This is a genomic window from Massilia sp. R2A-15, assembly GCF_030704305.1.
Taxonomy (GTDB): Bacteria; Pseudomonadota; Gammaproteobacteria; order Burkholderiales; family Burkholderiaceae_D; genus JAFCUW01.
Map to the genome: position 1 here is coordinate 3176497 of NZ_CP131935.1, position 26138 is coordinate 3202634.

Annotated in this window: 25 protein-coding genes; 21 read left to right on the forward strand and 4 right to left on the reverse strand. The window is 65.7% G+C overall.

Going from position 1 to position 26138, the window contains the following annotated elements; genetic code table 11:
• Positions 1-20 precede the first annotated feature (20 nt).
• From Q4S45_RS14570 to Q4S45_RS14615, 10 genes are all read left to right on the forward strand, one after another.
• Complete coding sequence (locus Q4S45_RS14570) at positions 21-1574, forward strand: GGDEF domain-containing protein (protein WP_305505383.1); 1554 nt, start codon at positions 21-23, stop codon at positions 1572-1574.
• Positions 1575-1582: 8 nt separating this feature from the next.
• Positions 1583-1843, forward strand: coding sequence for a hypothetical protein (locus tag Q4S45_RS14575; protein WP_305505385.1), 261 nt, complete (start codon positions 1583-1585; stop codon positions 1841-1843).
• A gap of 79 nt (positions 1844-1922) precedes the next feature.
• Entirely contained in the window at positions 1923-3737 is a 1815-nt protein-coding gene (locus Q4S45_RS14580; protein WP_305505387.1) for a flagellin, read from the forward strand.
• Positions 3738-3816: 79 nt separating this feature from the next.
• A complete protein-coding gene (locus tag Q4S45_RS14585) occupies positions 3817-4191 on the forward strand; it encodes a flagellar protein FlaG (RefSeq protein WP_305505389.1) in 375 nt (124 codons plus the stop codon).
• 112 nt (positions 4192-4303) lie between these two features.
• Positions 4304-5719, forward strand: coding sequence for a flagellar filament capping protein FliD (gene fliD / locus Q4S45_RS14590; RefSeq protein WP_305505391.1), 1416 nt, complete (start codon positions 4304-4306; stop codon positions 5717-5719).
• 21 nt (positions 5720-5740) lie between these two features.
• The gene (gene fliS, locus Q4S45_RS14595; protein ID WP_305505393.1) at positions 5741-6232 is read left to right on the forward strand and encodes a flagellar export chaperone FliS; all 492 of its coding nucleotides are present in this window, start codon (positions 5741-5743) and stop codon (positions 6230-6232) included.
• 8 nt (positions 6233-6240) lie between these two features.
• Positions 6241-6567, forward strand: coding sequence for a flagellar protein FliT (locus Q4S45_RS14600; protein ID WP_305505395.1), 327 nt, complete (start codon positions 6241-6243; stop codon positions 6565-6567).
• Positions 6568-6581: 14 nt separating this feature from the next.
• Positions 6582-7730 carry a flagellar hook-length control protein FliK gene (locus Q4S45_RS14605; protein WP_305505397.1) on the forward strand — a complete coding sequence of 383 codons (1149 nt, stop codon included), beginning with the start codon at positions 6582-6584 and terminating at the stop codon, positions 7728-7730.
• Complete coding sequence (locus Q4S45_RS14610) at positions 7723-8079, forward strand: EscU/YscU/HrcU family type III secretion system export apparatus switch protein (RefSeq protein ID WP_305505399.1); 357 nt, start codon at positions 7723-7725, stop codon at positions 8077-8079. Before Q4S45_RS14605 ends, Q4S45_RS14610 begins: the two co-directional genes overlap by 8 nt.
• The gene (locus Q4S45_RS14615; RefSeq protein ID WP_305505401.1) at positions 8066-8824 is read left to right on the forward strand and encodes a flagellar brake protein; all 759 of its coding nucleotides are present in this window, start codon (positions 8066-8068) and stop codon (positions 8822-8824) included. Before Q4S45_RS14610 ends, Q4S45_RS14615 begins: the two co-directional genes overlap by 14 nt.
• 81 nt (positions 8825-8905) lie before the next feature.
• On the opposite strand, the gene Q4S45_RS14620 is transcribed toward Q4S45_RS14615, so the two are convergent.
• Both Q4S45_RS14620 and Q4S45_RS14625 read right to left on the reverse strand, forming a co-directional pair.
• A complete protein-coding gene (locus Q4S45_RS14620; protein ID WP_305505403.1) occupies positions 8906-9613 on the reverse strand; it encodes a fumarylacetoacetate hydrolase family protein in 708 nt (235 codons plus the stop codon).
• A gap of 15 nt (positions 9614-9628) precedes the next feature.
• A complete protein-coding gene (locus tag Q4S45_RS14625) occupies positions 9629-10051 on the reverse strand; it encodes a VOC family protein (RefSeq protein ID WP_305505405.1) in 423 nt (140 codons plus the stop codon).
• A 190-nt stretch (positions 10052-10241) separates the two neighbouring features.
• On the opposite strand from Q4S45_RS14625, the gene yddG reads away from it, so the two are divergent.
• From yddG to Q4S45_RS14660, 7 genes are all read left to right on the forward strand, one after another.
• Positions 10242-11153, forward strand: a complete 912-nt coding sequence (gene yddG, locus Q4S45_RS14630) for an aromatic amino acid DMT transporter YddG (protein WP_305505407.1) — start codon at positions 10242-10244, stop codon at positions 11151-11153.
• A gap of 68 nt (positions 11154-11221) precedes the next feature.
• Positions 11222-11848 carry an ANTAR domain-containing response regulator gene (locus tag Q4S45_RS14635; RefSeq protein ID WP_305505409.1) on the forward strand — a complete coding sequence of 209 codons (627 nt, stop codon included), beginning with the start codon at positions 11222-11224 and terminating at the stop codon, positions 11846-11848.
• A 365-nt stretch (positions 11849-12213) separates the two neighbouring features.
• Positions 12214-13515: an MFS transporter gene (locus tag Q4S45_RS14640; protein ID WP_305505411.1), complete on the forward strand. Its 1302-nt coding sequence runs from the start codon at positions 12214-12216 to the stop codon at positions 13513-13515.
• 12 nt (positions 13516-13527) lie between these two features.
• A complete protein-coding gene (nirB, locus tag Q4S45_RS14645) occupies positions 13528-16062 on the forward strand; it encodes a nitrite reductase large subunit NirB (RefSeq protein WP_305505413.1) in 2535 nt (844 codons plus the stop codon).
• 16 nt (positions 16063-16078) lie between these two features.
• Complete coding sequence (gene nirD / locus Q4S45_RS14650) at positions 16079-16426, forward strand: nitrite reductase small subunit NirD (protein WP_305505415.1); 348 nt, start codon at positions 16079-16081, stop codon at positions 16424-16426.
• Positions 16423-17652, forward strand: a complete 1230-nt coding sequence (locus Q4S45_RS14655; RefSeq protein WP_305505417.1) for an NAD(P)/FAD-dependent oxidoreductase — start codon at positions 16423-16425, stop codon at positions 17650-17652. The genes nirD and Q4S45_RS14655 overlap by 4 nt, the downstream gene beginning before the upstream one ends.
• A gap of 14 nt (positions 17653-17666) precedes the next feature.
• On the forward strand, positions 17667-20327 hold the full coding sequence (locus Q4S45_RS14660) for a nitrate reductase (RefSeq protein WP_305505419.1): 2661 nt from the start codon (positions 17667-17669) through the stop codon (positions 20325-20327).
• 118 nt (positions 20328-20445) lie between these two features.
• Here the strand turns inward: Q4S45_RS14660 and Q4S45_RS14665 are convergent, their stop codons facing one another.
• Both Q4S45_RS14665 and fliE read right to left on the reverse strand, forming a co-directional pair.
• Positions 20446-20706 carry a hypothetical protein gene (locus Q4S45_RS14665; RefSeq protein WP_305505421.1) on the reverse strand — a complete coding sequence of 87 codons (261 nt, stop codon included), beginning with the start codon at positions 20704-20706 and terminating at the stop codon, positions 20446-20448.
• Between the two features lie 105 nt (positions 20707-20811).
• The gene (gene fliE / locus Q4S45_RS14670) at positions 20812-21171 is read right to left on the reverse strand and encodes a flagellar hook-basal body complex protein FliE (RefSeq protein WP_305505423.1); all 360 of its coding nucleotides are present in this window, start codon (positions 21169-21171) and stop codon (positions 20812-20814) included.
• Positions 21172-21404: 233 nt separating this feature from the next.
• Here fliE and fliF point away from each other — a divergent pair, with 233 nt between their 5' ends.
• From fliF to fliI, 4 genes are read left to right on the forward strand one after another with little or no spacing between them, the layout of a single operon-like run.
• Entirely contained in the window at positions 21405-23072 is a 1668-nt protein-coding gene (gene fliF, locus Q4S45_RS14675) for a flagellar basal-body MS-ring/collar protein FliF (protein WP_305505425.1), read from the forward strand.
• Positions 23065-24060: a flagellar motor switch protein FliG gene (gene fliG / locus Q4S45_RS14680; RefSeq protein ID WP_305505427.1), complete on the forward strand. Its 996-nt coding sequence runs from the start codon at positions 23065-23067 to the stop codon at positions 24058-24060. Before fliF ends, fliG begins: the two co-directional genes overlap by 8 nt.
• Before the next feature lie 40 nt (positions 24061-24100).
• Complete coding sequence (locus tag Q4S45_RS14685; protein ID WP_305512111.1) at positions 24101-24715, forward strand: flagellar assembly protein FliH; 615 nt, start codon at positions 24101-24103, stop codon at positions 24713-24715.
• Positions 24712-26112, forward strand: a complete 1401-nt coding sequence (gene fliI / locus Q4S45_RS14690; protein ID WP_374046040.1) for a flagellar protein export ATPase FliI — start codon at positions 24712-24714, stop codon at positions 26110-26112. Before Q4S45_RS14685 ends, fliI begins: the two co-directional genes overlap by 4 nt.
• Positions 26113-26138 lie beyond the last annotated feature (26 nt).

Genomic DNA, 26138 nt, shown 5'->3' on the forward strand with positions numbered 1-26138 from the left:
AGGTTCGTTCGTCCCACCCCATGTCCACCGCACCACCCAACCCCGCCGAAATCGCGCGCGAAGCGTTTCGCCGCCTTGCCACGCGCCGCATCGCCCCCACCCCCGACGCCTACCGCGACATCTACAACGAGATCGCCGGTGTGCCGGCCGCGCCGGCGCCGGTCGCCGCGCAATCCCCGGGCGCCGAGGTGGTGCTCTCCGACTTCGCCGTCAAGCTGACCGCCACGCCGGGCGACCTCGCCGAATTCGGGCGCCGCTTCAACCGCGCGGTCAAGGCGCGCGACTGGGACGGCTACGCGCGCAGCCTGTCGCAGCTGGTCGAAAAGCACTTTCGCAAGCCCAGCACGATCGAAGTGGCCGGCGACGAGAACGCCGAATCGAAGCAGTTGCGCGACCTGCTCAGCCGCACGCTGACCTTCGCCGTCGCCTCGCTGCTGGGCGGCCTTCCTGCGCTGGTGACCGAAGCCGAGTCGCTGGGCGCGGCCGTCAAGCTGGCCCACACCGACGAGGCGCTGAACGAGATCGCGCTGCGCCTCAAGCAACTGTGCTACCAGATCGAGATCAAGGGCGGCGATGTGGCCGAGCAGCAGGAGCTGCTGCTGCGCCTGTTCAAGCTGCTGCTGGAGAACGTCAGCGGCCTGCTCGACGACGACAGCTGGCTGCGCGGCCAGATCGAGGCGGTGCAGGAACTGATCGCCGGCCCGATGGACCAGCGCTCGCTCGAGGACGCCACTCGCAGCCTGAAGGACGTCATCTATAAACAGAGCAAGCTCAAGCACAGCCTGTCGGACGTCAAGGTCACCGTCAAGAACATGATGATGACCTTCATCGACCGCCTCGGCACGGTGGCCGCCAGCACCGCCGACTTCCACGAAAAGATCGGCGGCTTCTCCGAGCGCATCAGCCGCGCCGACAAGATCGAAGACCTCAACGATGTCGTGGCCGAAGTGCTGCGCGAAACGCGCCTGGTGCAGACCGAGGCGCTCACCTCGCGCGACCGCATGATCGCCGCGCGCCAGGAAGTCGAGGAGGCCGAGCAGCGCATCGCCCGGCTCGAGGCCGAGCTGCGCCACATGAGCGAACTGGTGCGCGAAGACCAGCTGACGGGCAGCCTGAACCGCCGCGGCCTCGATGACGTGTTCGAGCGCGAGACCGCCCGCTCCGACCGGCGCGGCACGCCGCTGTGCGTGGCCCTGCTCGACCTGGACGACTTCAAGCGCCTGAATGACACGCACGGCCACCTGGCCGGCGACGCGGCGCTGCGCCACCTGGTCAAGATCGTCAAGGAGACGCTGCGCTCGATGGACGTGATCGCCCGCTTCGGCGGCGAGGAATTCGTCATCCTGCTGCCGGAGACGACGATCGACGCTGCGGCCCAGACCATGACGCGCCTGCAGCGCGAACTGACCAAGCACTTCTTCCTGCACGAAAACGAGCGCCTGCTGATCACGTTCTCGGCCGGGGTCGCGCTGCGCATCCCCAACGAGAGCCAGGCCTCGCTGGTGGCGCGCGCCGACAAGGCGATGTACCAGGCCAAGAACAGCGGCAAGAACCGCGTAGTCGTGGCCGAGTGATAACAGCCATGCAAGCCTTCGAAACCGCCTCCAGGGGCGGTTTTTTTATTTCCATGTCGATTCGTCTAGCCTGTTCGGCAAGTTCCTGCTGCGCGGCGTCCATTTTCGCTGAAAAAAATAAATTTATTTTTGCCCTAAAGATCGCGCAAACAGCGTCGTTTAAGCGCGCCGCACGGCCAAAGTTTGAGAGTGAAAACGCAGATTTATTCGAGTTTTTTACCATCAACTTTTTGCAGGTAGCTCCGTTACCTGATTCAACTGCGGTTTGATTGTCACGGAACAGCGTGGCAGACCAAGGTGAACAGCGGCAGGTTGCCCACCCCGAAATACCAAGTTTGGAGAAATACCATGGCATCGATGATCAACACCAACATTTCCTCGCTCAACGCACAGCGCAACCTGACCACGTCCCAATCGGGTCTGGCCACGTCGCTGCAGCGTCTGTCGACCGGCCTGCGCATCAACAGCGCCAAGGACGACGCAGCGGGTATGTCGATCGCAAGCCGCATGACCTCGCAGATCAACGGCATGAACGTGGCAGCACGTAACGCCAATGACGGCATCTCGCTGGCGCAGACGGCTGAAGGCGGCCTGAACTCGGCAACCGACCTGCTGCAGCGTATGCGTGACCTGGCCGTTCAGTCGGCCAACGGCTCGAACTCGGATACCGACCGCGCTTCGATCCAGTCGGAAGTCGGCCAGCTCAAGGACGAAATCGACCGCGTCGCCAAGTCGACCAGCTTCAACGGCCTGAACCTGCTGGACGGCTCGTTCACCGCGCAAAGCTTCCAGGTCGGCGCCAACGCCGGCTCGAACGACCGCATCCAGATCGACAAGATCGCCAACCTGCAGACCACCTCGCTGGGTAGCGGTCTGTCCGGTTCGTCGTCGCTGACCTCGGGCATGACCCAAGGCGCGCTGGCAGCGGGCGACCTGACCCTGAACGGTACCCAGGTCGGCGCCACGGCCAGCGGTTCGCAGGCCGGCCAATCGGCCAGCAGCGCATACGCAGTCGCGCAGGCAATAAATGCGGTGGCCGGCCAGTCGGGCGTCACCGCGAAAGCCAATGCCACCGTCGCCACGACCATTGCCACCGATCCTACAAAGGCGGCTGCTCCGGACGGTACTAAAGCAGCCGCTGTTGCTGCAAATTCGTTCTCGATCAATGGTGTTAACATCGGAGCGATCGCCAAAGGCGCTGTTGCCGACTATGCCAACGGCACCGCCGGCGGCACTAGCGTTTCGGTCAACCAGGCCGCCAATGTTGTCGAAGCAATCAACAAAGTGAGTTCGCAAACTGGTGTAGCGGCAACTGTCGACGAAGCTGGCAAGGTTTCGCTTGCCTCGACTAACGGCAAGAGCATCACCATCACGGCGGCCGCTGGTTACGCTTCGCTGACGGACGATACCGGTCTGACCGACACCGCGGGCACCCCGATTGGCGGTACCGCCCCGAAGTTCTCCACAACCGGATACACTGCCGGCGCAATTTCGATCAACGGCGTTGAACTCGGTGACGTGGCTGGTGCGACGACGGATGTCGCCCAGGGCGCCAATACCGCTGCCGCAATCAACAAGATCAGCGGCAAGACCGGCGTCACTGCCACTTCCGACGCGGTCAGCGGCATGATCACCCTGAGCGCAGCGGACGGCCGCGACATCAAAATCGACGAAGTAACTGCAGGCGATGCCAAAAAGATCACTGGTATCGACGTAGGCACTACCCACGGCACGGTGACGCTGAGCAGCTCGAACGTCAACGGTATCGTCGTGGGTGGCAACGCTGACAAGAACGCCGGCCTCGGCGCTTTTGAAGGCATCAAGGGCGCCGATGCCAAGTCGACCAACACGGTCAGCTCGGTCGACGTATCCACCGCTTCGGGCGCACTGGCTGCGATCTCGACCATCGACTCGGCCCTGTCTTCGGTCAACTCGTCGAAAGCTGCACTGGGCGCGTACCAGAACCGCTTCAGCGCCGTGGTCTCGAACCTGCAAGCGACTTCCGAGAACCTGTCCGCTTCGCGCAGCCGGATCCAGGACGCCGACTTCGCCTCGGAAACGGCCAGCCTGACCCGCGGCCAGATCCTCCAGCAAGCAGGTACCGCGATGCTGGCCCAGGCCAACTCGCTGCCGAACGGCGTGCTGGCCCTGCTGCGCGGTTAATTTCCCGCCCAGCATGACGCAGTAAGCGACCCGGCCGGTAGCAATCGGCCGGGTTCTTTTGCCTTCCAGGGAGATATTCATGGAAATCCGCCCGATTCCCGCCAACGCCGCGCAGACGGCAAGCCCGGCGCCGCCCGAGCGCGAGGCGCCCGCCGCCCGCCAAGCCGCAATCGCCCCCGACACCGCCGTCGCGGTCACGCCCGCCGCCCCAGCCGCGGTGGCCGACGCGGCAGCCGACGCGCTGGCCAAGGCTGTCAGCCACATCAACCAGTCCCTGCACCTGTCCAATCAGGGCGTCGAATTTACCGTCGATGCCGACAGCAACCGAACCGTCGTCAAGGTAGTCGACCAGGAAACCAAGCAGGTGCTGCGCCAGATGCCGACCCAGGAGGCGCTGGACATCGCCAAGGCGCTCGATCGCGCCCAAGGCATGCTGATCAGGCAAGAAGCCTAAATATTTGCATCACAACAGTTACCGAATCCGAATTGGCTGGTAAAGCGCCCTCTTTAGCGTGATTTGACCCGACAGCGCCCACGGTATATTGCTACTTCGTTGGAGAAAATTCATGGCAACAATCAGTTCTGGTGGCATTGGTTCAGGATTACCGGTCGAAAGCCTGGTAACCCAGCTGATGGCCGTCGAGAAACAACCGCTGAACGCGATCGACACCAAGGAAGCCGCTTTCCAGGCCAAGCTGACCGCATTCGGCACGATGAAGAGCGCGCTGGCGACGCTGCAGACGGCCGCGCGCGCGCTGAGCACGCCTGCCCAGCTGGCGCCGCTCAAGTCCAGCGTGGCCAATCCGACCGTCCTGAACGTCACGGCAGGTCCCGGCGCCACCGCCGCCACCTACAACATCGAAGTCAAGAGCCTGGCCGATTCGCAGAAGCTGAAAACCAGCGTCGGCTACGCCACCCCGGCCGACGTGGTCGGTACCGGCAACATCACGCTCGACTTCGGCAGCTACGACGGCGCCGGCCATTTCACCGCCGATCCGGCCAGGACCACCAAGACCATCACGATCGACGCCGCCCACAACACGCTGTCGGGCATCAAGGACGCAATCAATGCGTCGAACTCGGGCGTCACCGCCAGCATCATCAACGACGGCACCAGCAACTACCTGGCGCTGAGTTCGACCGCCACCGGCGCGAAGAACGCCATGCGCATCGTCGCCGACCCGGCGCTTGCCGCGCTCGACTACAGCGGCGCCGACGGCATCAGCAACATGGCCCAGACGGTATCGGCCAAGGACGCCCAGATCGTCGTCGACACCGTCCCCATCAGCAAGGCCAGCAACACGATCACCGACGCCATCGAAGGCGTCACCCTGAACCTGACCGACACCACCGCCGCCGGCGTGACCACCAAGCTGACGCTCTCGCCCGACACCGCCGTGGTGAAGACGGCGGTCGAAACCTTCGTCAAGGCGTACAACGACGCCACCAAGTCGATGGCGGACCTGTCGGCCTACGATATGGCCACCGGCAAGGGCGCGGTGCTCAACGGCGACAGCACCGTGCGCACCATCCAGACCCAGCTGCGTTCGCTGCTGAGCAGCCCGATTCCCGGCGCGCCGGCCGGTTCGGCCAGCCTGCCCGACGTCGGCATCACCACCCAGAAAGACGGCTCGATCGCGATCGACTCGATCAAACTGGGCAAGGCGCTGGCCGATCCGACCAAGAATTTCGCCGCACTGTTTGCCACCAGCAACGGCCAGCGAGGCTACGGCGCCCAGATGGATGTCACGCTGGGGCGCATCCTGAGCCCCGTCGGCACGCTGCCGTCGCACACCAACAGCATCAACAGCGCGGTGCGCGACCTGGAAAAGCAGCGCACCGTCATCAACTCGCGACTGGCCGACGTCGAAAAACGCTACCGCGCCCAGTTCAGCGCGCTCGACAAGGCGATGGCCAGCATGACCACCACCAGTAATTTCTTGACGCAACAGCTTGCCAGCCTGGCCAAATCGACCGGCTGATATTAAATAAAGGAAACCGACATGTTTGGATCGCAGCGTAGCGGGGCCAATGCCTACGCCAAAGTGGGCGTGGAAACGGGCGTGCTGTCCGCCAGCCCGCACAAGCTGATCGCCATGCTGTTCGACGGCGCGCTGGTGGCGCTGTCGACCGCGCTGGTGCAGATGAAGGCGGGCAATATCGCCGCCAAGGGCCAGGCCATTTCGAAGGCGATCACGATCATCGACGAAGGCCTGCGCGCCAGCCTCGACAAGTCGGCCGGCGGCGGCATCGCCGTCAGCCTCGACGCGCTGTACGAGTACATGGGCGGGCGCCTGCTGACGGCCAACCTGAACAACCAGCCCGAGCTGATCGAGGAAGTCCAGCGCCTGCTGGGCGAACTGAAGCAGGCCTGGGACCAGATCGCCCCCGGCGCCGGCGCGCCCGCCCAGGCCGCCATGGCCCTGCCGCCATCGGCCGCGCTCGCCGGCTATGGCGCCGGGGCGCCGCGGGCCGCGAACATGATCAAGGCATGAGGTGGAGCATGATGACTAGTCAACAAGTTTTGTCGGTGTACGAAACGCTGGTCGGCCTGACCGGCGAAATGGTGGCGGCCGCCAGCGCCAGCGACTGGGACCAGCTCGCCGTGCTCGAAAGCCGCTGCGCCGCCCACGTCCAGGCGCTCAAGGAGAACGCGGCGCCGGTGCTGACCGGTGAAAACCGCGCCCGCAAGGTGCGCATCATCCAGAAAATGCTCGATGACGACCGCAAGATCCGCGACCTGACGATGCCTTGGATGGCCCAGCTGTCCTCGCTGATCAGCAACACTCGCTCGCAGGGCCGGCTGGTCAACGCCTACGGCGCGATCTAACGTGCCCGTGCGCCATGCTGCCCCGGCTTGACGCCACCAGCATCGCGCCGGTCTCGCCCGCGCGCGCGATCGCCGCGCTCAAGGGCGTGGCCGATCCGCGCCAGGAACTGTTCGAACGCTCGCTGCAAACCCTGGTCGGCAAATCGCTGCAAGGCCAGGTGCTCGGCCGGCTGACCGATGGCAGTTTCGTCGTCAGGGTCAACGGCACCCCGGCGCGCATGATGCTGCCGCCCGGCGCCCAGCCCGGCGCCGAAGTGCCGCTCACCCTGGTTGCGCTGTCTCCCCGTCCCACCTTCCAGGTCGGCGCCTTCCCCGGCGGATCGGCCGCCGCGACGCTGTCCGAAGCGCTGGCCACCGCGCTGCCCGAGGGCGCGCCGGCCGGAGCCCACGCCGCCGCGCCACAGCGCGCGTTGGCCCAGGCCGCCCTGCGCGCGAATGTGGCCAATGCGGCCATGCTGCCGGCCGAACACCTGCCCACGCTCGAATCCGACACACCGCATGCCACGCTGAGCGAGGCCGCGAAAGTCATCACCGGCGTGCTGGCCACCGCGCTCAAGGCGCCCAATCCGCCCACCGCGGTCATTGCGCCGGCGCCGCTGCTGGACCGGCCCGCCCCCGAAGCGGCGAAGCTGGCCGGCGCACTGAAGCACGCCATCGACAGCAGCGGCCTGTTCTACGAATCGCACCTGCGCGAATGGTCCGAGGGCGCGCGTCCGCTGGCCGACCTGGCGCGCGAACCGCAGATGCAGAAAGTTCTCGATGGCGGCGCCGCCAAGCCGGGCGCCGCCCTCACCGATCCCGCCACCGCCCAGTTCATCAACCTGCAGCTGGCCAGCCACGAACAGCAGCGCGTGGCCTGGCATGGCGAACTGTGGCCGGGCCAGCCGCTGCAGTGGGAAGTGAGCCGCGACGCGCCCGAGCGGCGTCCCGGCGGCGCCGATCCCGAACCGGCCTGGCGCAGCACGGTGCGCTTCCGCTTTCCGCTGCTCGGCGAGATCGGCGCCAGCGTGGTCATGGCCGGCGGCGAACTGCACGTCCAGGTCCAGGCCGGCACTGCCGACATCGAGCGCCTGCTGCAGGCGCATGCCGGGAAGCTGGCCAATGCGCTCGACGCGGCCGGCTCGCCGCTGTCGTCGCTCAACATCCGCGCCGCCCGTGACTGACGCCGCCAACCGCAAGCAGAGCGCGGTCGCGCTGGCCTACCAGGAAGGCGACGGCGCCCCCAAGGTGGTGGCCAAGGGCAACGGCATGGTCGCCGCGCAGATTATCGATCGCGCCCGCGAGGCCGGCGTGTTCGTCCACGAATCGAAGGAACTGGTGGCGCTGCTGATGGACATCGACCTCGACCGGCAGATTCCGCCGGCCCTCTATCGGGCGATTGCGGAACTGCTGGCGTGGCTATATCATGTTGAATCCGCGCAAGTAAATGGCGATCCCGCGCCGCCGCCACCGGACGCACGCCGACTCATCGAATCATCAGAAAATTTGGCCAGGACAGATGCAAGCACCTAACGATTTGGCTTTGGAAAACTGGCACGATTTTGAAATCGGCTCGCGCCGGGAAATCATCGCGCTGCTGCGCAATATCCGCGACAAGAACCAGCTGATCCGCATGCTGATCCAGGGCGACTCGGACGTGTGCGTCACCTCGATCCTCGACGTCGATCCGGACACCGATTCGGTCATCCTCGACCGCTCCATCAACCGCGAGCAGAACGAGCGCATCGTGCGCGCCCAGCGGGTCTCCTTCGAAACCTCGCTCGACAAGATTCGCATCCTGTTCGCCAGCGACGACATTTCGGAGACCAGCTTCCAGAACGGCGCGGCGCTGAAGATGGCGCTGCCCTCGACCATGATCCGCCTGCAGCGGCGCGAGTTCTACCGCATGGCCACGCCGGTCAGCAACCCGGTGCGCGCGGTGGTCCCGATGCCCGAGGAAATGGGTGGCGGCACGGCGATTTTTCCCTTGTCGGACATCAGCTGCGGCGGCATTGCTATCCTGGACAACAAACTGGTGCTGGGCAATACCATCGGCGCCAACTACGAGAACGTCCGCGTCGACCTGCCCGAGATCGGCACCGTCACCACCACGCTGCAGGTGCGCAACTCGGTCGATCTGACGCTTTTGAACAACAAGACCAATCGCCGCCTCGGCTGTTCCTTCGTCAACATTTCGCGCGCCAATTTGGCAATGGTGCAGCGCTACATCACCAAGCTCGAACGCGAGCGCAACGCCCGCCTCGCCGGCCTGGGCTGACCGCGTTGGGGGGTGTAGCAGGGGTTTAGCGACGCGACGGGGACGCCCAGTCCCCGGGTTTGTCGGCGCCGCTGAGCTAGGTTACGCTTCCTGCGCCGCGGCACCCACTTCGAAATCGAACTCCGCGACACCATCCACCACGCCACGCACGCGGTCTCCCGGCTGCAGGCTGCCAACACCTGCGGGCGTGCCCGAAAAGATCAGGTCGCCAGGGGCCAGGGTAACGAAGCGCGAGAGATGGCTGATCACCTCCGCGACCGACCATATCATCTCCTTCAGCGTCCCGCTCTGCTTGACGACTCCATTGACTTCCAGCGAGATGCGCGCGTCGGCCGGATGACCGATCTCTCCGACCGGGCGCAGCGCGCTGCACGGCGCCGACGCGTCGAATCCCTTGGCGAGATCCCAGGGACGGCTCATTTCCTTGGCCACCGCCTGCATGTCGCGCCGCGTCAGGTCCACGCCGACGCCATAGCCCCATACCAGCGCCAGCGCGTCTTCCACCGCGACGCCGGCCCCGCCGCCACCGAGCGCGACGACCATTTCGACTTCGTGGTGGAGCTCATTCGTGGCCGGGGGATAGGGAATGACGCCTTCCGCGGCGACAACGGCGTCGGCCGGCTTCATGAAGAAGAACGGCGGTTCCCGATCGGGATCCTTGCCCATTTCGCGCGCATGCGCAGCGTAGTTACGGCCGACGCAGAATACCCGTCGCACAGGAAAGCGCGCGTTGCTGCCTGCAACGGCTACCGACGGCGTCGCCGGCGGCGTGATGACGAATTCGGACATGGACGCTCCTTGAAGTTATTTGGCAAATACCTGGCCCAGGTCGGCGAAGGACTTGAATTCCAGCGCGTTGCCCGAAGGGTCGAGGAAGAACATCGTCGCTTGTTCGCCGGGCTCGCCCTTGAACCGAATATAGGGTTCGATGACGAATTGGATGCCGGCGGCGCGCAGCCGGTTAGCCAGCGCTTCCCATTCTCCCCGCGGGATGATTGCGCCGAAGTGGCGCGCCGGCACCTGATGCCCGTCGACGGTGCTGGTCGCGACATGCCCGCATTCTTCCGGCGCCAGGTGCGCCACCAGCTGGTGTCCGTAAAAATTGAAATCGATCCAGTTGGCCGAACTGCGGCCTTCCGCACACCCGATCAAGCCGCCATAGAAACGGCGCGCCGCTTCCAGGTCGTTCACCGGAAACGCCAGATGAAATAAAGCGGTCGTGGTCATGGTTGCCTTCTCAGCGAGTTATACATGGGAACAGAATGCCACACAGCGCAATTTTTCGTAATCTGATGCCAAAGCTTCTGCCAATGGGAACTGTCCGGACCGCGTTCTCGACAGGGCGGACGGCCGTGTTCGGCGGGCTGTACGCAACCGCCCGATTACAATGGCCCCTCCCCCCAATGATTTCGGAACAATGAACAACCCAAACAAGGCGACCCTGGTTGGACTAGTAGCCATCTTCTTGTGGAGCGCGATTATCGGCCTGATCCGTAGCGTGAGCGAATACCTCGGCGCCACGGGCGGCGCAGCCATGATGTACAGCCTGGCTTCAGTGTTCCTGGTGCTGTCCGTGGGCCTGGGCAGGCTGCGCGATTTTTCCAGGCGCTATCTGGTCTGGGGCAGTGTCCTCTTCGTGACTTACGAGCTGTGCCTGTCCTTGTCGATTGGCTACGCGCACAACGCCCGCCAGGCAATCGAAGTAGGCATGGTCAATTACCTGTGGCCCACTTTCACCATCGTCGCAGCCATCCTGTTCAACCGGCAAAAGTCCAATGTGCTGATCGTACCGGGGTTTGTCCTGTCCCTCGTCGGCATTTGCTGGGTGTTGGCAGGCGAGCGCGGCGTTGATGTGGCGGGCATGCTGGAGAACGTCCGCGACAACCCCTTGAGCTACGGACTGGCCTTCGCCGGCGCGCTGATCTGGGCGGCCTATTGCACCGTGACGGCGCGCATCGCGGAAGGCAGGAACGGCATAACGCTGTTTTTCATTCTGACCGCGCTGGCGCTGTGGGTGAAATACCTGGCCGGCGGTGGAGGCGCGATGGAGTTCAACTTCCACGCGCTCGTCTATCTGATTCTGGCCGCGGCGGCGATGGGCTTCGGCTATGCAGCCTGGAACGTCGGTATCTTGCACGGCAACGTCACTGTGCTGGCAGGATTTTCATACTTCATACCCGTGTTCTCCGCCCTGCTCTCGGTGCTGCTGTTGCGAACGCCGCTGTCACTGAAGTTTTGGCAGGGCGCGGCCATGGTGTGCGGCGGCGCAATCCTGTGCTGGCTGGCAACGCGCCGGCCTGAGAGCTCTGCCGCGACTGCGCGTGAGTAGACGTCGCTTCTGCCCGCCTCCCTATCCCTCTTTCCAAGTCCGGCACGAAACTTGCACGCCCAAGAGGCATGAACCCACCTCTTCGCATCGTCGTCGCCACCAGCGTCGCCCACCCGGGCGAGGCCGATGACGCCGCGCTGGCCGCGCAGCTGCGGCGCTCGGCCGCCCTGCGCATCGGCCTGCTCGAAGCCGGCTACGACCTGGTCGCCGCGCTGCCGGCCGACATGTACCTGCCCGAGCGCATCGCCCAGCTGCAACCCGACCTGATCATCATCGACGCCGAGTCCGATGCGCGCGACGTGCTCGAGCACATCGTCATCGCCAGCCGCGACGAGCGGCGCCCGATCGTCATGTTTACCGAGGACGCGGCGCCGGCCAGCATGGAAGCGGCGATGGCGGCCGGCGTGTCGGCGTACATCGTGGCGGGACTGCAGGCCGAGCGGGTGCAGCCGGTGCTGCACGTCGCGATGGCGCGCTTCCGCCAGGAGCAGAAGCTGCTGGACGAACTGGCCGACACGCGCCACAAGTTGGCCGAACGCAAGGTGATCGAGCGCGCCAAGGGCGTGCTGATGGCCAGCCAGCGCCTGAGCGAAGACCAGGCCTACCAGAAACTGCGCAGCATGGCGATGAACAAGAAGATGAAGCTGGCCGATATTGCCCAGCGGATTCTCGACGTCGAGGACCTGCTCGGCTAATCAAAGATGGGGTCAGGTCGCGCAGGACCAGACCCCGAAATCCGAACGCATCGGGGTCTGGTCCTGCGGAGCGACGGGGACGCCTAGTCCCCATTTTCCTCGCATCAACCTTATTTCGCTGCACCGCATCATTTTCGTGCATGCCCGCCCCGCCATGATGCAAAACCCGCGCAATTCCACCATCCTCACGGGCTAAGCCCACTGGCACGCTTCCTGCTCATACCCAAGCAAGGGTCAACGGCGATCCAAAGGCATCAACAGCAAGGCTGGTCCAACGACGGACATATCACGGACAACGGCGTCCGCCCAACCTGGTCAACCGATCGGGCTTGCGCGGACGCCATTTTGTTTTTAAGGGATTCGACATGGCCACCAAAGCAAGCAAGATCGAACTGTTCTCCTTCTCCAGCGCGCCGATGCGCGCCTTCCACCTGACCTGGATGGCGTTCTTCGTCTGCTTCTTCGCCTGGTTCGCCTGCGCCCCGCTGATGCCTGTCATCAAAGGCGAATTCGGCCTGTCCGTCGCGCAGATCGCGAACATCAACATCGCCGCCGTCGCCATCACCATCCTCGTGCGCCTGATCATTGGCCCGATGTGCGACCGCTTCGGCCCGCGCAAGACCTACACCGGCCTGCTGCTGCTGGGCGCCATTCCCGTGCTGGGCGTCGCCATGGCGCAGAGCTACGAGAGCTTCCTGATTTTCCGCCTCGGCATCGGCGCGGTGGGCGCGTCCTTCGTCATCACCCAGTACCACACCTCGGTGATGTTCGCGCCCAACGTGGTCGGCACCGCCAACGCCGCGGCAGCCGGCTGGGGCAACGCCGGCGGGGGCGCCGCGCAGGCCATCATGCCGCTCTTGATGGCCGCAATGATCATGCTGGGCGTCTCCGAAACACTCGGCTGGCGCGCCGCCCTGCTGGTTCCGGGCGTGCTGATGCTGGTGATGGCCGGCGTCTACTACCGCTACACCCAGGACTGCCCGCAAGGGAATTACGCGGACCTGCGCAAGGCCGGCGTCGCCATCGACGGCGGCAAGAAAGGCGGCTGGTCCAGCTTCAAGGCCGCCAGCGCCAACTACCGCGTGTGGCTGCTGTTCGTCACCTACGGCGCCTGCTTCGGCATCGAGATCTTCATCCACAACATCGCCGCCGTGTATTACGTCGACCATTTCGGGCTGTCGTTGAAATCCGCGGGCCTTGCCGCCGGCAGCTTCGGTCTGCTCGCCCTGTTCGCCCGCGCCCTGGGCGGCTGGCTGTCCGACAAGCGCGCCGCGAACGGCAACCTGAATAGCCGCGTCACCGTGCTGTTCGTGATGATGATCGGCGAAGGCCTCGGCCTGCTGTGGTTCGCCAACGCCGGCAGCGTCACATACGCCGTCATCGCGATGCTGGTGTTCGGCCTGTTCACCCACATGGCCTGCGGCGCCACCTACGCGCTGGTGCCCTTCGTCGACGGCAAGGCGCTGGGCGGCGTGGCCGGCATCATCGGCGCCGGCGGCAACGTCGGAGCGGTGGCGGCCGGCTTCCTGATGAAAGGCACCGGCAACATCCAGCAGACCCTGGCCATCCTCAGCGCGCTGGTGATCATCTCGGCCATGTGCGCCATCGCCGCCCGCTTCACGATCGACACCGCCGCCGACGCCGCACCGGCCGCCGCGGCCGCATAAGGAGAACCGCACATGAAAATCGTCGTCATCGGCCACGGCATGGTGGGCCACAAATTCCTCGAAACGCTGGCCGCGGGCGACGCGCCGCAACTGGAGGTGACGGTCCTGTGCGAAGAGCCGCGCCCCGCCTACGACCGCGTGCACCTGTCCGAGTTCTTCGCCGGGAAATCGGCCGACGAGTTGTCATTGGTCGCGCCGGGCTTCTTCGACGACGGCAACGTGCTGCTCAAGCTGAACGCGCGCGCGGCAAGCGTCGACCGGGCCGCGAAAACGGTCACCGTCGCCAGCGGAGAAGTGCTGAACTACGACAAGCTGGTGTTCGCCACCGGCTCGTATCCCTTCGTGCCGCCGCTGTCCGGCAAGGACCGCAAGGACTGCTTCGTCTACCGCACCATCGAAGACTTGGAGGCGATGCTCGAATGCGGCAAGCGTTCGAAGACCGGCGTGGTGATCGGCGGCGGTCTGCTCGGCCTCGAATGCGCCAAGGCGCTGCGCGATATGAACCTGGCCACCCACGTGGTCGAATTCGCGCCGCGCCTGATGGCCGTGCAGGTGGACGACGGCGGCGCGCGCGTGCTGCGCAAGAAGATCGAAGACCTGGGCGTGACCGTCCACACGCAGAAAAACACGCTGGAAATCGTCGATGGCGAAGAAGGTACGCACCGCATGCGCTTTGCCGACGGCAGCCATCTCGACGCCGACATGATCGTGTTCTCGGCCGGTATCCGTCCGCGCGACGAACTGGCACGCGCGAGCGGCCTGGCGATCGGCGCACGCGGCGGCATTGTCATCGACAACAGCTGCCGCACTTCCGATCCCGACGTGTACGCGATCGGCGAATGCGCCGCCTGGAACGGCAACGTCTACGGCCTGGTCGCGCCGGGCTACGACATGGCGCGCACGTGCGCCCGCCACCTGCTCGGCACCCAGGCCGAGTTCACCGGCGCCGACATGAGCACCAAGCTCAAACTGATGGGCGTGGACGTGGCCAGCATCGGCGATCCGCACGCCACCGCTGAAGGTGCACGTTCGTATCAGTTCACCGACGAGCGCAAGCAGGTCTACAAGAAGATCGTCGTCTCCAGCTGCGGCACCTACCTGCTGGGCGGTGTGCTGGTCGGCGACGCCGCCGAATACGGCACCCTGCTGCAGATGATGCTCAACAAAATCGCGCTGCCCGAGTCGCCGGAGTTCCTGATCCTGCCGCAGGCTGACGGCGCCGCACGCCCCATGCTCGGCGTCGACGCCCTGCCCGAGGCGGCCCAGATCTGCTCCTGCAACGACGTCTCGAAAGGCGCCATCTGCGCCGCGGTGCGCGATGGCGCGGTGACGGTCGGCGCGCTGAAAAGCTGCACCTCGGCCGGCGCCAGCTGCGGCGGCTGCGTGCCGCTGGTGACGCAGGTGATGAAGGCAGAAATGAAAAAGCAGGGCATGGCCGTCAACAACCACCTGTGCGAACACTTCGCCTACACGCGCCAGGAGCTCCTGCACCTCGTTCGCGTCGGCGGCATCAAGACCTTCCCCGAACTGCTGGCGCAGCATGGCAAGGGCCTGGGCTGCGACATCTGCAAGCCGGCCGCCGCCAGCATCCTCGCCTCGACCTGGGCCGAATTCGTGCTCACGCCGGTGCACGCGGCGGTGCAGGACACCAACGACTACTACCTCGGCAACATCCAGAAGGACGGCACCTACTCGGTGGTGCCGCGCATGCCGGGCGGTGAAGTGACCGCCGACGGCCTGATCGCGGTCGGCCAGGTCGCCAAGAAGTTCGGCCTGTACACCAAGATCACCGGCGGCGCGCGGGTCGACCTGTTCGGCGCCCGCGTGGACCAGCTGCCGCTGATCTGGGAAGAGCTGATCGCCGCCGGTTTCGAGTCCGGCCACGCCTACGGCAAGTCGCTGCGCACCGTGAAGTCCTGCGTCGGCTCGACCTGGTGCCGCTTCGGCGTGGGCGACAGCATGGGCTTCGGCATCGCGCTGGAGAACCGCTACAAGGGCCTGCGCGCGCCGCACAAGATCAAGTTCGGGGTGTCCGGCTGCACCCGCGAATGCGCCGAGGCGCAGGGCAAGGATGTCGGCCTGATCGCCACCGAAAAAGGCTGGAACCTGTACGTGTGCGGCAACGGCGGCATGAAGCCGCGCCACGCCGAGCTGCTGGCCACCGATCTCGATGAAGCCACCGCGGTGCGCTACATCGACCGCTTCTTGATGTTCTACGTGCGCACCGCCGACCGCCTGCAGCGCACCAGCGTCTGGCGCGACAACCTCGAAGGCGGCCTCGATTACCTCAAGCAGGTGATCGTCGACGACAAGCTGGGCATCGGCGCCGAACTGGAAGCGGACCTGCAGCGCGTGGTCGACACCTATACCTGCGAGTGGAAGGCCGCGGTCGAGGACCCGGAGACGCGCAAGCGCTTCCGCCATTTCGTCAACAGCCCGGAGCCGGACCAGAACGTCGTGTTCATGTCCGAACGCGGCCAGATCCGTCCGGCCACCATCGAAGAACGCCAGCGCAAGATCATCCCGATCGTCGCGCGCACTGCCTGACCCAAGGGAGAACACCATGCACCGCGACCTGAAACTCGAACAATGGATTCCCGTCTGCGCGATCGACGAGATCGTGCCCAACACCGGCGTGTGCGCCCTGCTCAATGGCGAACAGGTGGCGGTGTTCCACATCGACGACGGCGCCCAGCGCGTGTTCGCGATCGGGAACTACGACGCCAACTCCGGCGCATCGGTGCTGGCGCGCGGCCTGATTGGCAACCTGGGCGAGCGCATCGTGGTCGCCTCGCCGATCTACAAGCACCACTTCGACCTGCAGACCGGCGAATGCCTGGAAGCGCCGCAGCACTCGGTAGGCACCTTCCCGGCGCGCATCGCCGACGGCAAGGTGTGGGTCGGCGCATGAACGCGCCGGCCGCCAGGCAGTCGCTGGTCGTGATCGGCAACGGCATGGCCGGCATGCGCACGGTCGAGGAGCTGCTCAAGCTCGCGCCAGACCTGTACGACATCACCGTGTTCGGCGCCGAGCCGCACGGGAACTACAACCGCATCCTGCTCTCGCCGCTGCTGGCCGGGGAAAAGAATGTGGACGACATCATGATACATACCAGGCAATGGTATGCCGAAAACTGTATCACTTTATACGCCGGCGACCCTGTGGTACACATCGACCGGCGCAGGCGCCTGGTGCGTTCCAAGTCCGGCCGCGAGGTCTGGTACGACCGCCTGTTGCTGGCCACCGGATCGTCGCCGTTCATCGTCCCGGTGCCCGGCCACAAGCTCGAAGGCGTGATCGGCTTTCGCGACATCCAGGATGTCGACACCATGCTGGCGGCGGCGCGCGCCGGCGGCAACGCGGTCGTGATCGGCGGCGGCCTGCTCGGCCTCGAGGCGGCCAACGGCCTGCTCCGGCGCGGCATGCAGGTCACGGTGGTGCACATGATGGACAGCCTGATGAACCAGCAGCTCGACAAGCCGGCCGCGCTGATGCTCAAGACCGCGCTCGAAGGCAAGGGCCTGCGCTTCCTGCTCGAAGCGCACACCACTGAGATCGTCGGCAGGAAGCGCGTGAGCGCCGTGCGCTTCAAGGACGGCAGCGAGATCCCGGCCGACCTGGTGGTGATGGCAGCCGGCGTGCGCCCGAACTTCGCGCTGGCGCAAGAAGCCGGCCTGCACTGCGAGCGCGCGATCGTCGTCGACGACACCTTGCAAACCTACGACCCGCGCATCTACGCGGTGGGCGAATGCGTGCAGCACCGCAGCGCCACCTTCGGCCTGGTGGCGCCGATCTGGGACCAGGCCAAAGTCTGCGGCGCGCACCTCGCGCAGAAGGGCCACCGCCGCTATGTGCATGCGGCCACGGCCACCAAGCTGAAGGTCACCGGCGTCGACCTGTATTCGGTGGGCGACTTCATCGGCGGCGAGGACAGCGAAGACCTGGTGCTGCGCGACCCGCGCCGCGGCATCTACAAGCGTCTGGTCCTGAACGGCAACCGCGTCGCCGGCGCGGTGCTGTACGGCGACGTGCAGGACGGCCCCTGGTACTTCGACCTGATCCAGAAACGCACCGACATCTCCGCCATGCGCAACCACCTGCTGTTCGGCGAGGCGCTGTGCGCCCAAGCCGCCTGACGAGGATTATCATCATGAATATGGCCCCCGTTCCACTCTCGGTGCGCACCACCTGCCCGTATTGCGGCGTGGGTTGCGGCGTCACGGTCACGCCAGGAATAGACGTTACCGGCGACACGGACCATCCAGCCAACCGCGGCCGCCTGTGCGTCAAGGGCTCGGCGCTGGGCGAGACGCTGGGGCTCGACGGCCGCCTGCTGTACCCGACCGTGCGCGAAGACGGCCAGCTGCGCCGCGTGACCTGGGACGCGGCGCTCGACAAGGTCGCGCGCGGCTTCGCCGACATCATCGCCGCGCACGGGCCGGACGCGGTGGCGATGTACGTGTCGGGCCAGCTGCTCACCGAGGACTACTACGTCGCCAACAAGCTGATGAAGGGCTACATCGGCAGCGCCAATATCGACACCAACTCGCGCCTGTGCATGTCGTCCTCGGTGGCCGGCCACAAGCGCGCGTTCGGCGAGGACATCGTCCCCGGCTGCTACGACGACTTCGAGCAGGCCGACATGATCGTGCTGGCAGGCTCCAACACGGCCTGGTGCCACCCTATCCTGTTCCAGCGCATCACCCGCATCAAGGAAGCGCGGCCCGAGTTGCAGATTGTCGTGATCGATCCGCGCCGCACCGCCACCTGCGAACTGGCCGACCTGCACCTGCCGGTCAAGCCGGGCACCGATGTGTGGCTGTTCAACGGCCTGCTGTGCTACCTGGCGCGGCACGGAGCAGCCGACGATGCATTCGTCGCCGCCCACACAGCCGGCCTGGACGCCGCGCTGGCGGCCGCCGAAGTGGACTGCGCCGATCCGCTGGCCGTGGCCAGGGCTTGCCGCGTCGATCCCGACAAGCTGCTGGCGTTCTATCAAGGCTTTGCGGCCACGCGCAAGGTCGTCACCGCCTATTCGCAAGGCGTGAACCAGTCCTCGGCCGGCACCGACAAGGTCAACAGCATCATCAACTGCCACCTTCTGACGGGGCGCATCGGCCATCCGGGCATGGGCCCGTTCTCGCTGACCGGCCAGCCGAACGCGATGGGCGGGCGCGAAGTGGGCGGCCTGGCCAACACGCTGGCGGCGCACATGGAACTGGACAATCCCGCCCATCGCCAGTTGGTGCAGGGCTTCTGGCATTCGCCGCACATCGCCAGCAAGCCGGGACTGAAGGCGGTCGATCTGTTCCGCGACATCGAGGCGGGCAAAGTGAAGGCGGTGTGGATCATCGCCACCAACCCGCTGGTCAGCCTGCCGGACGCGAACCAGGTGCAGCGCGCGCTGGAACAGTGCGAGCTGGTGGTGGTCAGCGACATCGTCGCCGGCACCGACACCAACGCGTTTGCCGACGTGCTGCTGCCGGCGCTCGGCTGGGGCGAGAAGGACGGCACGGTGACCAATTCCGAGCGCTGCATCTCGCGCCAGCGCGCTTTCCTGGCCGCGCCGGGCGAGGCGCGCGCCGACTGGAAAGCGGTCTGCGAGGTGGCGCGCCGCATGGGATTTTCCGGCTTCGACTACGCCGGCGTGCACGAGATCTTCGACGAGCACGCGCGCCTGTCTGCCCACCGCAACGAAGGCGACACCGCGCGCGTATTCAACCTGGAGCCGCTCGCCGGCCTGAGCGCACGCGCATACGACGACCTCGAGCCGGTGCAATGGGCAGGCGCGCGCCTGTTCGGCGACGGCCGCTTCGCCCATCCGGACCGCAAGGCGCGCTTCATCGCCACAAAGCCGCGCGCGCCGGCGCACCTGCCCGACGACGAATACCCGCTCACGCTCAACACGGGCCGCGTGCGCGACCAGTGGCACACCATGACGCGCACCGGCAAGGCCGCGCGCCTGTCCGACCACACGGCCGAATCGTTCATCGACCTGCATCCGCAGGACGCTCTCTTGTGCGGCGTGCGCGAAGGCGAACTGGCGCGCGTGACCAGCAAGTGGGGCGCGATGGTCGCGCGCGTGACGCACGGCGGGGGCATCGCGCGGGGCGGCGTATTCATCCCGATCCACTGGAGCGGCCAGAATGCGTCGGACGCGCGGGTCGGCACGGTGGTCAATCCGGCGGTGGACCCGGTGTCGGGAGAGCCGGAGTTCAAGCACACGCCGGTGAAGGTCGAACGCTTCGGCGTGTCGTGGCACGGGTTCGTGCTCTCCCGCAGCGAGCTCGCGCTGGACAACGTCGCCCACTGGACGCGCATCCAGGGCAAGCAGTTCGCCCGCTACGAGCTGGCCGGGCGCGGCGCCATCAAGGACCATGCGATGTGGGCGCGCGCGCTGCTGGGGGTGACGGACGACGAGGCCGACTGGCTCGACTACGAGGACAAAGGCGGCGCCGTGTACCGCGCGGTGCACCTGGTCGACGACCACATCGAGCAATGCGTGTTCGTTTCGCCGCGGCCCGACCTGCCCTCGCGCGCGTGGCTCGCCAGCCTGTTCGGCAAGGAGCGGCTGGGATTGGCGGACCGGGTCGGATTATTGAGCGGGCAGCCGATCGAAAAAGGCGTCGATGCGGGGCCGACGGTGTGTTCCTGCTTTGGCGTGGGGCGCAACACGATTTGCAGCGCGATCCGCGACAACGCGCTGACCAGCGTGGCCGCGATCACGGCCTGCGTCAAAGCCGGCGGCAACTGCGGCTCCTGCGTGCCGGAGTTGAAACAACTGCTGGCTGAAGAGCTGCAAAGGGTCTGACCCCGCTGGGTCAGACCCAGGTTTCAGCCTTCCGGCATGAGAACCGGCATATGCGTGTCATTGAACGCGTAATCTAGAATTTTCATCGCGTCCGGAATGTCCGTCTTGAGCGACTGTTTCACTTGGGAAGACCAAGCTCGTCGTACTCAATCGACTCGTCCATTGGGCGGGGATCCAAAGTAGGCAACTTGTCATAACGGCTCAGGATCCGGTCGATTTCGGCGCGGTCCGGATGTTGAACTTTCGCTCTTGCCATCAAAGCCTCCTCCAGCAAGACGATGGCTTCCTGATTGATGGAGCGGCGGTGAGTACTGGCTTCGCGCTCGATCAGCGCTTTCACCGTGGCGGGAACTTTCTTCAATTGCAACTCTGCACTCATGACGTGCCCTCCTCATATCGAAGGTAGCATACACGTCAAGGCGGTACAACCAGAATGGGGGCGTTTTGGTATTACCGTGGGACGGCCCCAGGGAGAAGGTCCGGGTTACACTTGCATATTCATAATCTCGTGGTACGCCGACACCAGCTTGTTGCGCACCTGCACGGTGGCCTGGAAGTTGATGCTGGCCTTCTGCATCGAGATCATCACGTCCGACAGGTTGACCTTGTCGTCGCCCATCGCGAAAGCCTTGCCCATTTCGTCGGCCTGGATCTGGCTGTCGCTGACCTTCTCCAGCGACGATTTCAGCGCGTCCGAGAAATTGACCTTGGTCGCGGACCCCGCTTCGCCCACGCCGGAGGGCGCCACCGGGCTGGCGGCCGGCTTGGTCGCCGCCGCCTTCATCTGTTCCATCATCGCCTGGATGCGGCTGCTATCGATCCCGCCGATTCCGCCTATGCTCATATTCGCTCCTTTTATGCTGCGTCGCACGCGGGTACAATGTGCGTACAAGCAGACTCAGGCTGTCACAATAGCACCGCGGCCCCGCCATTTCAGGCCGATCAGGGCACCAAACCACGCCCTATTCGACCGATTGATTCTCGCCCGGTAGCCCCATACTCATGGTTAAGCCCCATTCCCTGTCCTGGGAGCGGGAAAAATTCACACCATCGGCGAGTCGTTCTCGAAAAACCAACATGGCAGCAGCGGAAAACCTGGTCACCACCACCACCATCGAACAGCCGTCGTTCCTCCAGACTTCGTTTGGACGCAACATCGCGCTGGGCGTCGGCGCGGCGATCGTGGTCGCGGTGATGGTCGCGGTCTGGATGTGGAGCCAGCAGCCCGAGTACCGCGTGCTGTTCTCCAATTTCACCGACCGCGACGGCGGCGCCATCACCGCCTCGCTCGACCAGATGGCGGTCAAGTACAAGTTCTCCGAAGGCGGCAGCGCCATCCTCGTGCCGGCCAACCAGGTCCACGACATCCGCCTGAAACTGGCGGCCCAGGGCCTGCCGAAAGGCGGCAACGTCGGCTTCGAGCTGATGGAAAACCAGAAGCTGGGCGTGTCGCAGTTCCTCGAACAGGTCAACTACCAGCGCTCGCTGGAAGGCGAACTGGCGCGCTCGATCCAGTCGCTGGCCGCGGTCAGCGCCGCGCGCGTCCACCTGGCGCTGCCGAAACCGCAAGTGTTCGTGCGCGACCAGCAAAAGCCCACCGCCTCGGTCCTGCTCAATCTGCAGACCGGCCGCACCATCGACGCCGCCCAGGTCAGCGCGATCGTCCACCTGGTCGCCTCCAGCGTGCCTGAACTGCCGCCGTCGAACGTCACCGTGGTCGACCAGGCCGGCAACCTGCTGTCGGACACCACCAAGCCGGCCAGCGGCAAGAACCTCGACCCGAACCAGCTCAAATACGTGACCGCGCTCCAGGAAGGCATCGTCAAGCAGGTCGAGTCGCTGATCACCCCGCTGGTCGGCCAGGGCAACGTGCGCGCCGAGGCGACTGCCGACGTCGATTTCGCCCAGGTGGACACCGCCGCCGAAATGTACAAGCCCAATTCGCCGCCCGCCGCGTCCGCGATCCGCAGCCAGCAGTCGTCCGAGGCCGCCACCGCGGCCGCCGGCGCCAGCGGCGTGCCGGGCGCGCTGTCGAACCAGCCGCCGGGCACGGCCACCGCGCCGATCGCTGGCGGCGCACCCGCCCCCGCCCCGGCGGCCGGCGCGGGACCGAACCGCAAGGACAGCACCACCAATTACGAAGTCGACAAGACCGTGCGCTACGAGCAGAAGCCGATGGGCGGCCTGAAGCGACTGTCGGTGGGCGTGGTCGTCAACTACCGCCGCCTGGTCGATCCGAAGACCGGCAAGGTGACCATCAAGCCGCTGACCGCCGCCGAAGTGGCGCAGATCAACGACCTGGTCAAGGAGGCGATGGGCTACTCGAAGGAGCGCGGCGACACGCTGAACGTAACCAACGCGCCGTTCGACGGCGTGGACAAGCCGGCCGAAGCGCCGCCCGCGCAACCGTGGTGGAAGGACCCGGAGATGCAGGAACTGGCGCGCCAGGTCGCCAAGTACGTCGCCGCCGGCGCCGTGCTGCTGTTCCTGTACTTCCGCATCCTGCGGCCGATGCTGCGCCCGGCGTTGCGCAAGTTCGACCAGATCACCGAGGTGCCGCCGGAGCCGGTCAAGCCCACGCTGGAAGACATTGAAGAAGAAGCCGAGCGCGCCGAACACGAAGCGGAAGCGACGCAGCAGGTGAACGGCTATCGGGAAAATTTAAACATGGCGAAGAAGCTGGCGCACGACGATCCCCGGGTCGTGGCCAACGTCGTCAAGGCATGGGTAGGCGCAAATGAATGATAACGGCATCCAGAAGGCTGCCATCCTGATGCTCGCCCTCGGCGAGACCGAAGCGGCGGAAGTGATGAAATTCCTCGGCCCGCGCGAAGTGCTCAAGCTGGGCGCGGCGATGGCGACGATGAAGAGCGTGCAGCACGAGCAGGTGGTAACGGTGCTCGAGGCGTTCCGCGAGCAGACCGAGCTGACCTCCACCGTCGGACTCGACTCCGACGAATACATCCGCCAGGTGCTGACCAAGGCGCTGGGCGACGACAAGGCCTCGGTGCTGCTGTCGCGCATCCTGGGCGGCAAGGACGCTTCCGGCATCGAGAGCCTGAAGTGGATGGATGCGTCGTCGGTGTCGGAACTGATCCGCAACGAGCACCCGCAGATCATCGCCACCATCCTGGTCCACCTCGAGCGCGATCAGGCCTGCGAGATCCTCGGCCACTTCACCGACCGCCTGCGCAACGACGTGGTGCTGCGCATCGCCACCCTCGACGGCGTGCAGCCGGCCGCGCTGCGCGAACTGAACGACGTGCTCACCAAGCTGTTGTCCGGTAACGAGAACATCAAGAAGTCCTCGCTGGGCGGCGTGCGCGCGGCCGCCGAAATCCTCAACTTCATGAGCGGCGAGCAGGAAGGTTCGGTGATGGACAACATCAAGAACTACGACAACGACATGGCGCAGAAGATCATGGACGAGATGTTCGTGTTCGATAACATCATCGACATCGACGACCGCGGCATCCAGCTGCTGCTGCGCGAAGTGCAGTCCGAGATGCTGATCATCGCGCTCAAGGGCGCCTCGCAGGACCTGCGCGAGAAGATCTTCCGCAACATGAGCCAGCGCGCCGGCGAGATGATGCGCGAAGACCTCGAATCGAAAGGGCCGGTGCGCCTGTCCGAAGTCGAGGCGCAGCAGAAGCAGATCCTGCAGATCGTGCGCCGCCTGGCCGACGAAGGCCAGATCGTCTTGGGCGGAAAAGGTGAGGATAGTTTTGTCTGATACGCCAAAAGAGCTGCAAAGCGCCTACCAGCGCTGGGAGATGAACTCGTTCGGCGACGACCGCCCGAGCGTGGTGGCGAAGCGCGTGCCCGAGCCGGCCGCGCCGGTGATCGAAGGACCGTCGGCGGAGGAACTGGCCGCGATCCGCGAGCAGGCGCGCGCCGCCGGCCACGACGAGGGCCACACTGCGGGCTACGCCGACGGCCTGGCGATCGGCCGCGCCGAAGCGGCGAAGGAGCTCGAGCACCTGCAGTCGATCGCGCTGGAATTTGGCAGCGCCGTCGCCCATGCCGACGAAACCATCGCCACCGAAGTGCTGGACCTGGCCCTGCACCTGGCGAAAACCATGCTGCGCACCGCGCTTGAAATCAAGCCGGAGCTGGTGCTGCCGATCGTGCGCGAGTCGATCGAATACCTGCCGGTGCTGCAGCAGCCTGCCCTGCTGGTGCTCAATCCGCTTGATGCCGACATCGTGCGCGACGCCATCGGCGAAGAACTCGACAAGGGCGGCTGGCGCATGGTCAAGGATACCGCCATCGCGCGCGGCGGCTGCAAGGTCGATACCGCCACCAACCAGATCGACGCCCAGGTGTCGTCGCGCTGGGACCGGCTGTCCCATGCCCTCGGCAAGAACGTGGAGTGGCTGGGCCCATGACGGCCTCGCCCGACCGCCACACCGCGCGCTGGAAAGCCTACCTGCGCGACTGCGATTCGCTGGTCAACTTCGTCGAGCCGATGCAGGTGTCGGGCCGCGTCACGCGCGTGGCCGGCCTGGTGATGGAGTGCGTCGGCCTGCGCCTGGCCGTCGGCAGCGCCTGCACCATCCCGATGGCCAACGGCGTGCGGGTCGAGGCCGAAGTGGTCGGCTTCGACGGCGACAAGCTGTTCCTGATGCCGCAAAGCGATGTCGAAGGCATCGTTCCCGGCTCGCGCGTGTTCCCGGTCGAGGCCTCGGTGCCGCGCCCGGGCACGGTTGCGCATCCGCGCCGGCGCCCGAGCGACCGCGCGCGCCACCTGCCCGTCGGCGAAAAGCTGCTGGGCCGCGTGGTGGACGGCGCCGGCCGCCCGCTCGACGGCCTGGGACCTTTGGGCAGCGACGAGATGGCGCCGATCAATGCGCGCCCGGTCAACCCGCTCGACCGCGCGCCGATCACCGAGACGCTCGACGTCGGCGTGCGGGCGATTAACGCCATGCTCACCGTCGGCCGCGGCCAGCGCCTCGGCCTGTTCGCCGGCACCGGCGTCGGCAAGTCGGTGCTGCTCGGGATGATCGCGCGCTACACCACCGCCGACGTGATCGTGGTGGGCCTGATCGGCGAACGGGGCCGCGAGGTCAAGGAATTCATCGAACAGATCCTCGGGCCGGTCGGGCGCGCGCGCTCGGCCGTCGTGGCGGCGCCGGCCGACAGCCCGCCGCTGATGCGCCTGCAGGGCGCCGCCTACGCCACCGCCATCGCCGAGCATTTCCGCGACCAGGGCAAGAGCGTCCTGCTGATTATGGACTCGCTGACCCGGTACGCGATGGCGCAGCGCGAGATCGCGCTGGCGATCGGCGAGCCGCCGGCCACCAAGGGCTATCCGCCGTCGGTGTTCGCCAAGCTGCCGGTGCTGGTCGAACGCGCCGGCAATGGGCTGGAAGGCGGCGGATCGATCACCGCGTTCTATACCGTGCTGTCGGAAGGCGACGACCAGCAGGACCCGATCGCCGACGCGGCGCGCGGTATCCTGGACGGCCACATCGTGCTCAATCGCCATCTCGCCGAGGCGGGCCACTACCCGGCGATCGACATCGAGCAGTCGATCAGCCGCGCGATGCATGGCATTACGTCAACGGCGCACCAGCAGGCCGCGCGCAAGTTGAAGCAGCTGTATTCGCGCTACCAGCGCTCGCGCGACCTGATCAGCGTGGGCGCCTATGCGCCGGGCAGCGACCCGGTGCTTGACCAGGCCATCGCACTGCACGAAAAGATCGAGGCTTTCCTGTGCCAGGAAATCCACGACAAGGAAGACATGCTCCAGAGCTTGGGCCAACTTACCTCGCTGTTCGGCTGATAGGGCCGCGTCGCCGCCCCCTATAA

Bases quoted from the DNA above. Each gene is read 5' to 3' on its own strand.
- Q4S45_RS14570 (WP_305505383.1), top strand. From the start codon at position 21: ATGTCCACCGCACCACCCAACCCCGCCGAAATCGCGCGCGAAGCGTTT.
- fliD (WP_305505391.1), top strand. From the start codon at position 4,304: ATGGCAACAATCAGTTCTGGTGGCATTGGTTCAGGATTACCGGTCGAA.
- Q4S45_RS14620 (WP_305505403.1), bottom strand. From the start codon at position 9,613: ATGTCCGAATTCGTCATCACGCCGCCGGCGACGCCGTCGGTAGCCGTT.
- fliI (WP_374046040.1), top strand. From the start codon at position 24,712: ATGACGGCCTCGCCCGACCGCCACACCGCGCGCTGGAAAGCCTACCTG.
- Q4S45_RS14685 (WP_305512111.1), top strand. From the start codon at position 24,101: ATGAACTCGTTCGGCGACGACCGCCCGAGCGTGGTGGCGAAGCGCGTG.
- Q4S45_RS14615 (WP_305505401.1), top strand. From the start codon at position 8,066: ATGCAAGCACCTAACGATTTGGCTTTGGAAAACTGGCACGATTTTGAA.
- Q4S45_RS14585 (WP_305505389.1), top strand. From the start codon at position 3,817: ATGGAAATCCGCCCGATTCCCGCCAACGCCGCGCAGACGGCAAGCCCG.
- Q4S45_RS14655 (WP_305505417.1), top strand. From the start codon at position 16,423: ATGAACGCGCCGGCCGCCAGGCAGTCGCTGGTCGTGATCGGCAACGGC.
- Q4S45_RS14575 (WP_305505385.1), top strand. From the start codon at position 1,583: ATGCAAGCCTTCGAAACCGCCTCCAGGGGCGGTTTTTTTATTTCCATG.
- fliG (WP_305505427.1), top strand. From the start codon at position 23,065: ATGAATGATAACGGCATCCAGAAGGCTGCCATCCTGATGCTCGCCCTC.
- Q4S45_RS14600 (WP_305505395.1), top strand. From the start codon at position 6,241: ATGATGACTAGTCAACAAGTTTTGTCGGTGTACGAAACGCTGGTCGGC.
- Q4S45_RS14580 (WP_305505387.1), top strand. From the start codon at position 1,923: ATGGCATCGATGATCAACACCAACATTTCCTCGCTCAACGCACAGCGC.
- nirD (WP_305505415.1), top strand. From the start codon at position 16,079: ATGCACCGCGACCTGAAACTCGAACAATGGATTCCCGTCTGCGCGATC.
- yddG (WP_305505407.1), top strand. From the start codon at position 10,242: ATGAACAACCCAAACAAGGCGACCCTGGTTGGACTAGTAGCCATCTTC.
- Q4S45_RS14625 (WP_305505405.1), bottom strand. From the start codon at position 10,051: ATGACCACGACCGCTTTATTTCATCTGGCGTTTCCGGTGAACGACCTG.
- fliS (WP_305505393.1), top strand. From the start codon at position 5,741: ATGTTTGGATCGCAGCGTAGCGGGGCCAATGCCTACGCCAAAGTGGGC.
- fliF (WP_305505425.1), top strand. From the start codon at position 21,405: ATGGCAGCAGCGGAAAACCTGGTCACCACCACCACCATCGAACAGCCG.
- Q4S45_RS14635 (WP_305505409.1), top strand. From the start codon at position 11,222: ATGAACCCACCTCTTCGCATCGTCGTCGCCACCAGCGTCGCCCACCCG.
- Q4S45_RS14605 (WP_305505397.1), top strand. From the start codon at position 6,582: ATGCTGCCCCGGCTTGACGCCACCAGCATCGCGCCGGTCTCGCCCGCG.
- Q4S45_RS14660 (WP_305505419.1), top strand. From the start codon at position 17,667: ATGAATATGGCCCCCGTTCCACTCTCGGTGCGCACCACCTGCCCGTAT.
- fliE (WP_305505423.1), bottom strand. From the start codon at position 21,171: ATGAGCATAGGCGGAATCGGCGGGATCGATAGCAGCCGCATCCAGGCG.
- nirB (WP_305505413.1), top strand. From the start codon at position 13,528: ATGAAAATCGTCGTCATCGGCCACGGCATGGTGGGCCACAAATTCCTC.
- Q4S45_RS14665 (WP_305505421.1), bottom strand. From the start codon at position 20,706: ATGAGTGCAGAGTTGCAATTGAAGAAAGTTCCCGCCACGGTGAAAGCG.
- Q4S45_RS14640 (WP_305505411.1), top strand. From the start codon at position 12,214: ATGGCCACCAAAGCAAGCAAGATCGAACTGTTCTCCTTCTCCAGCGCG.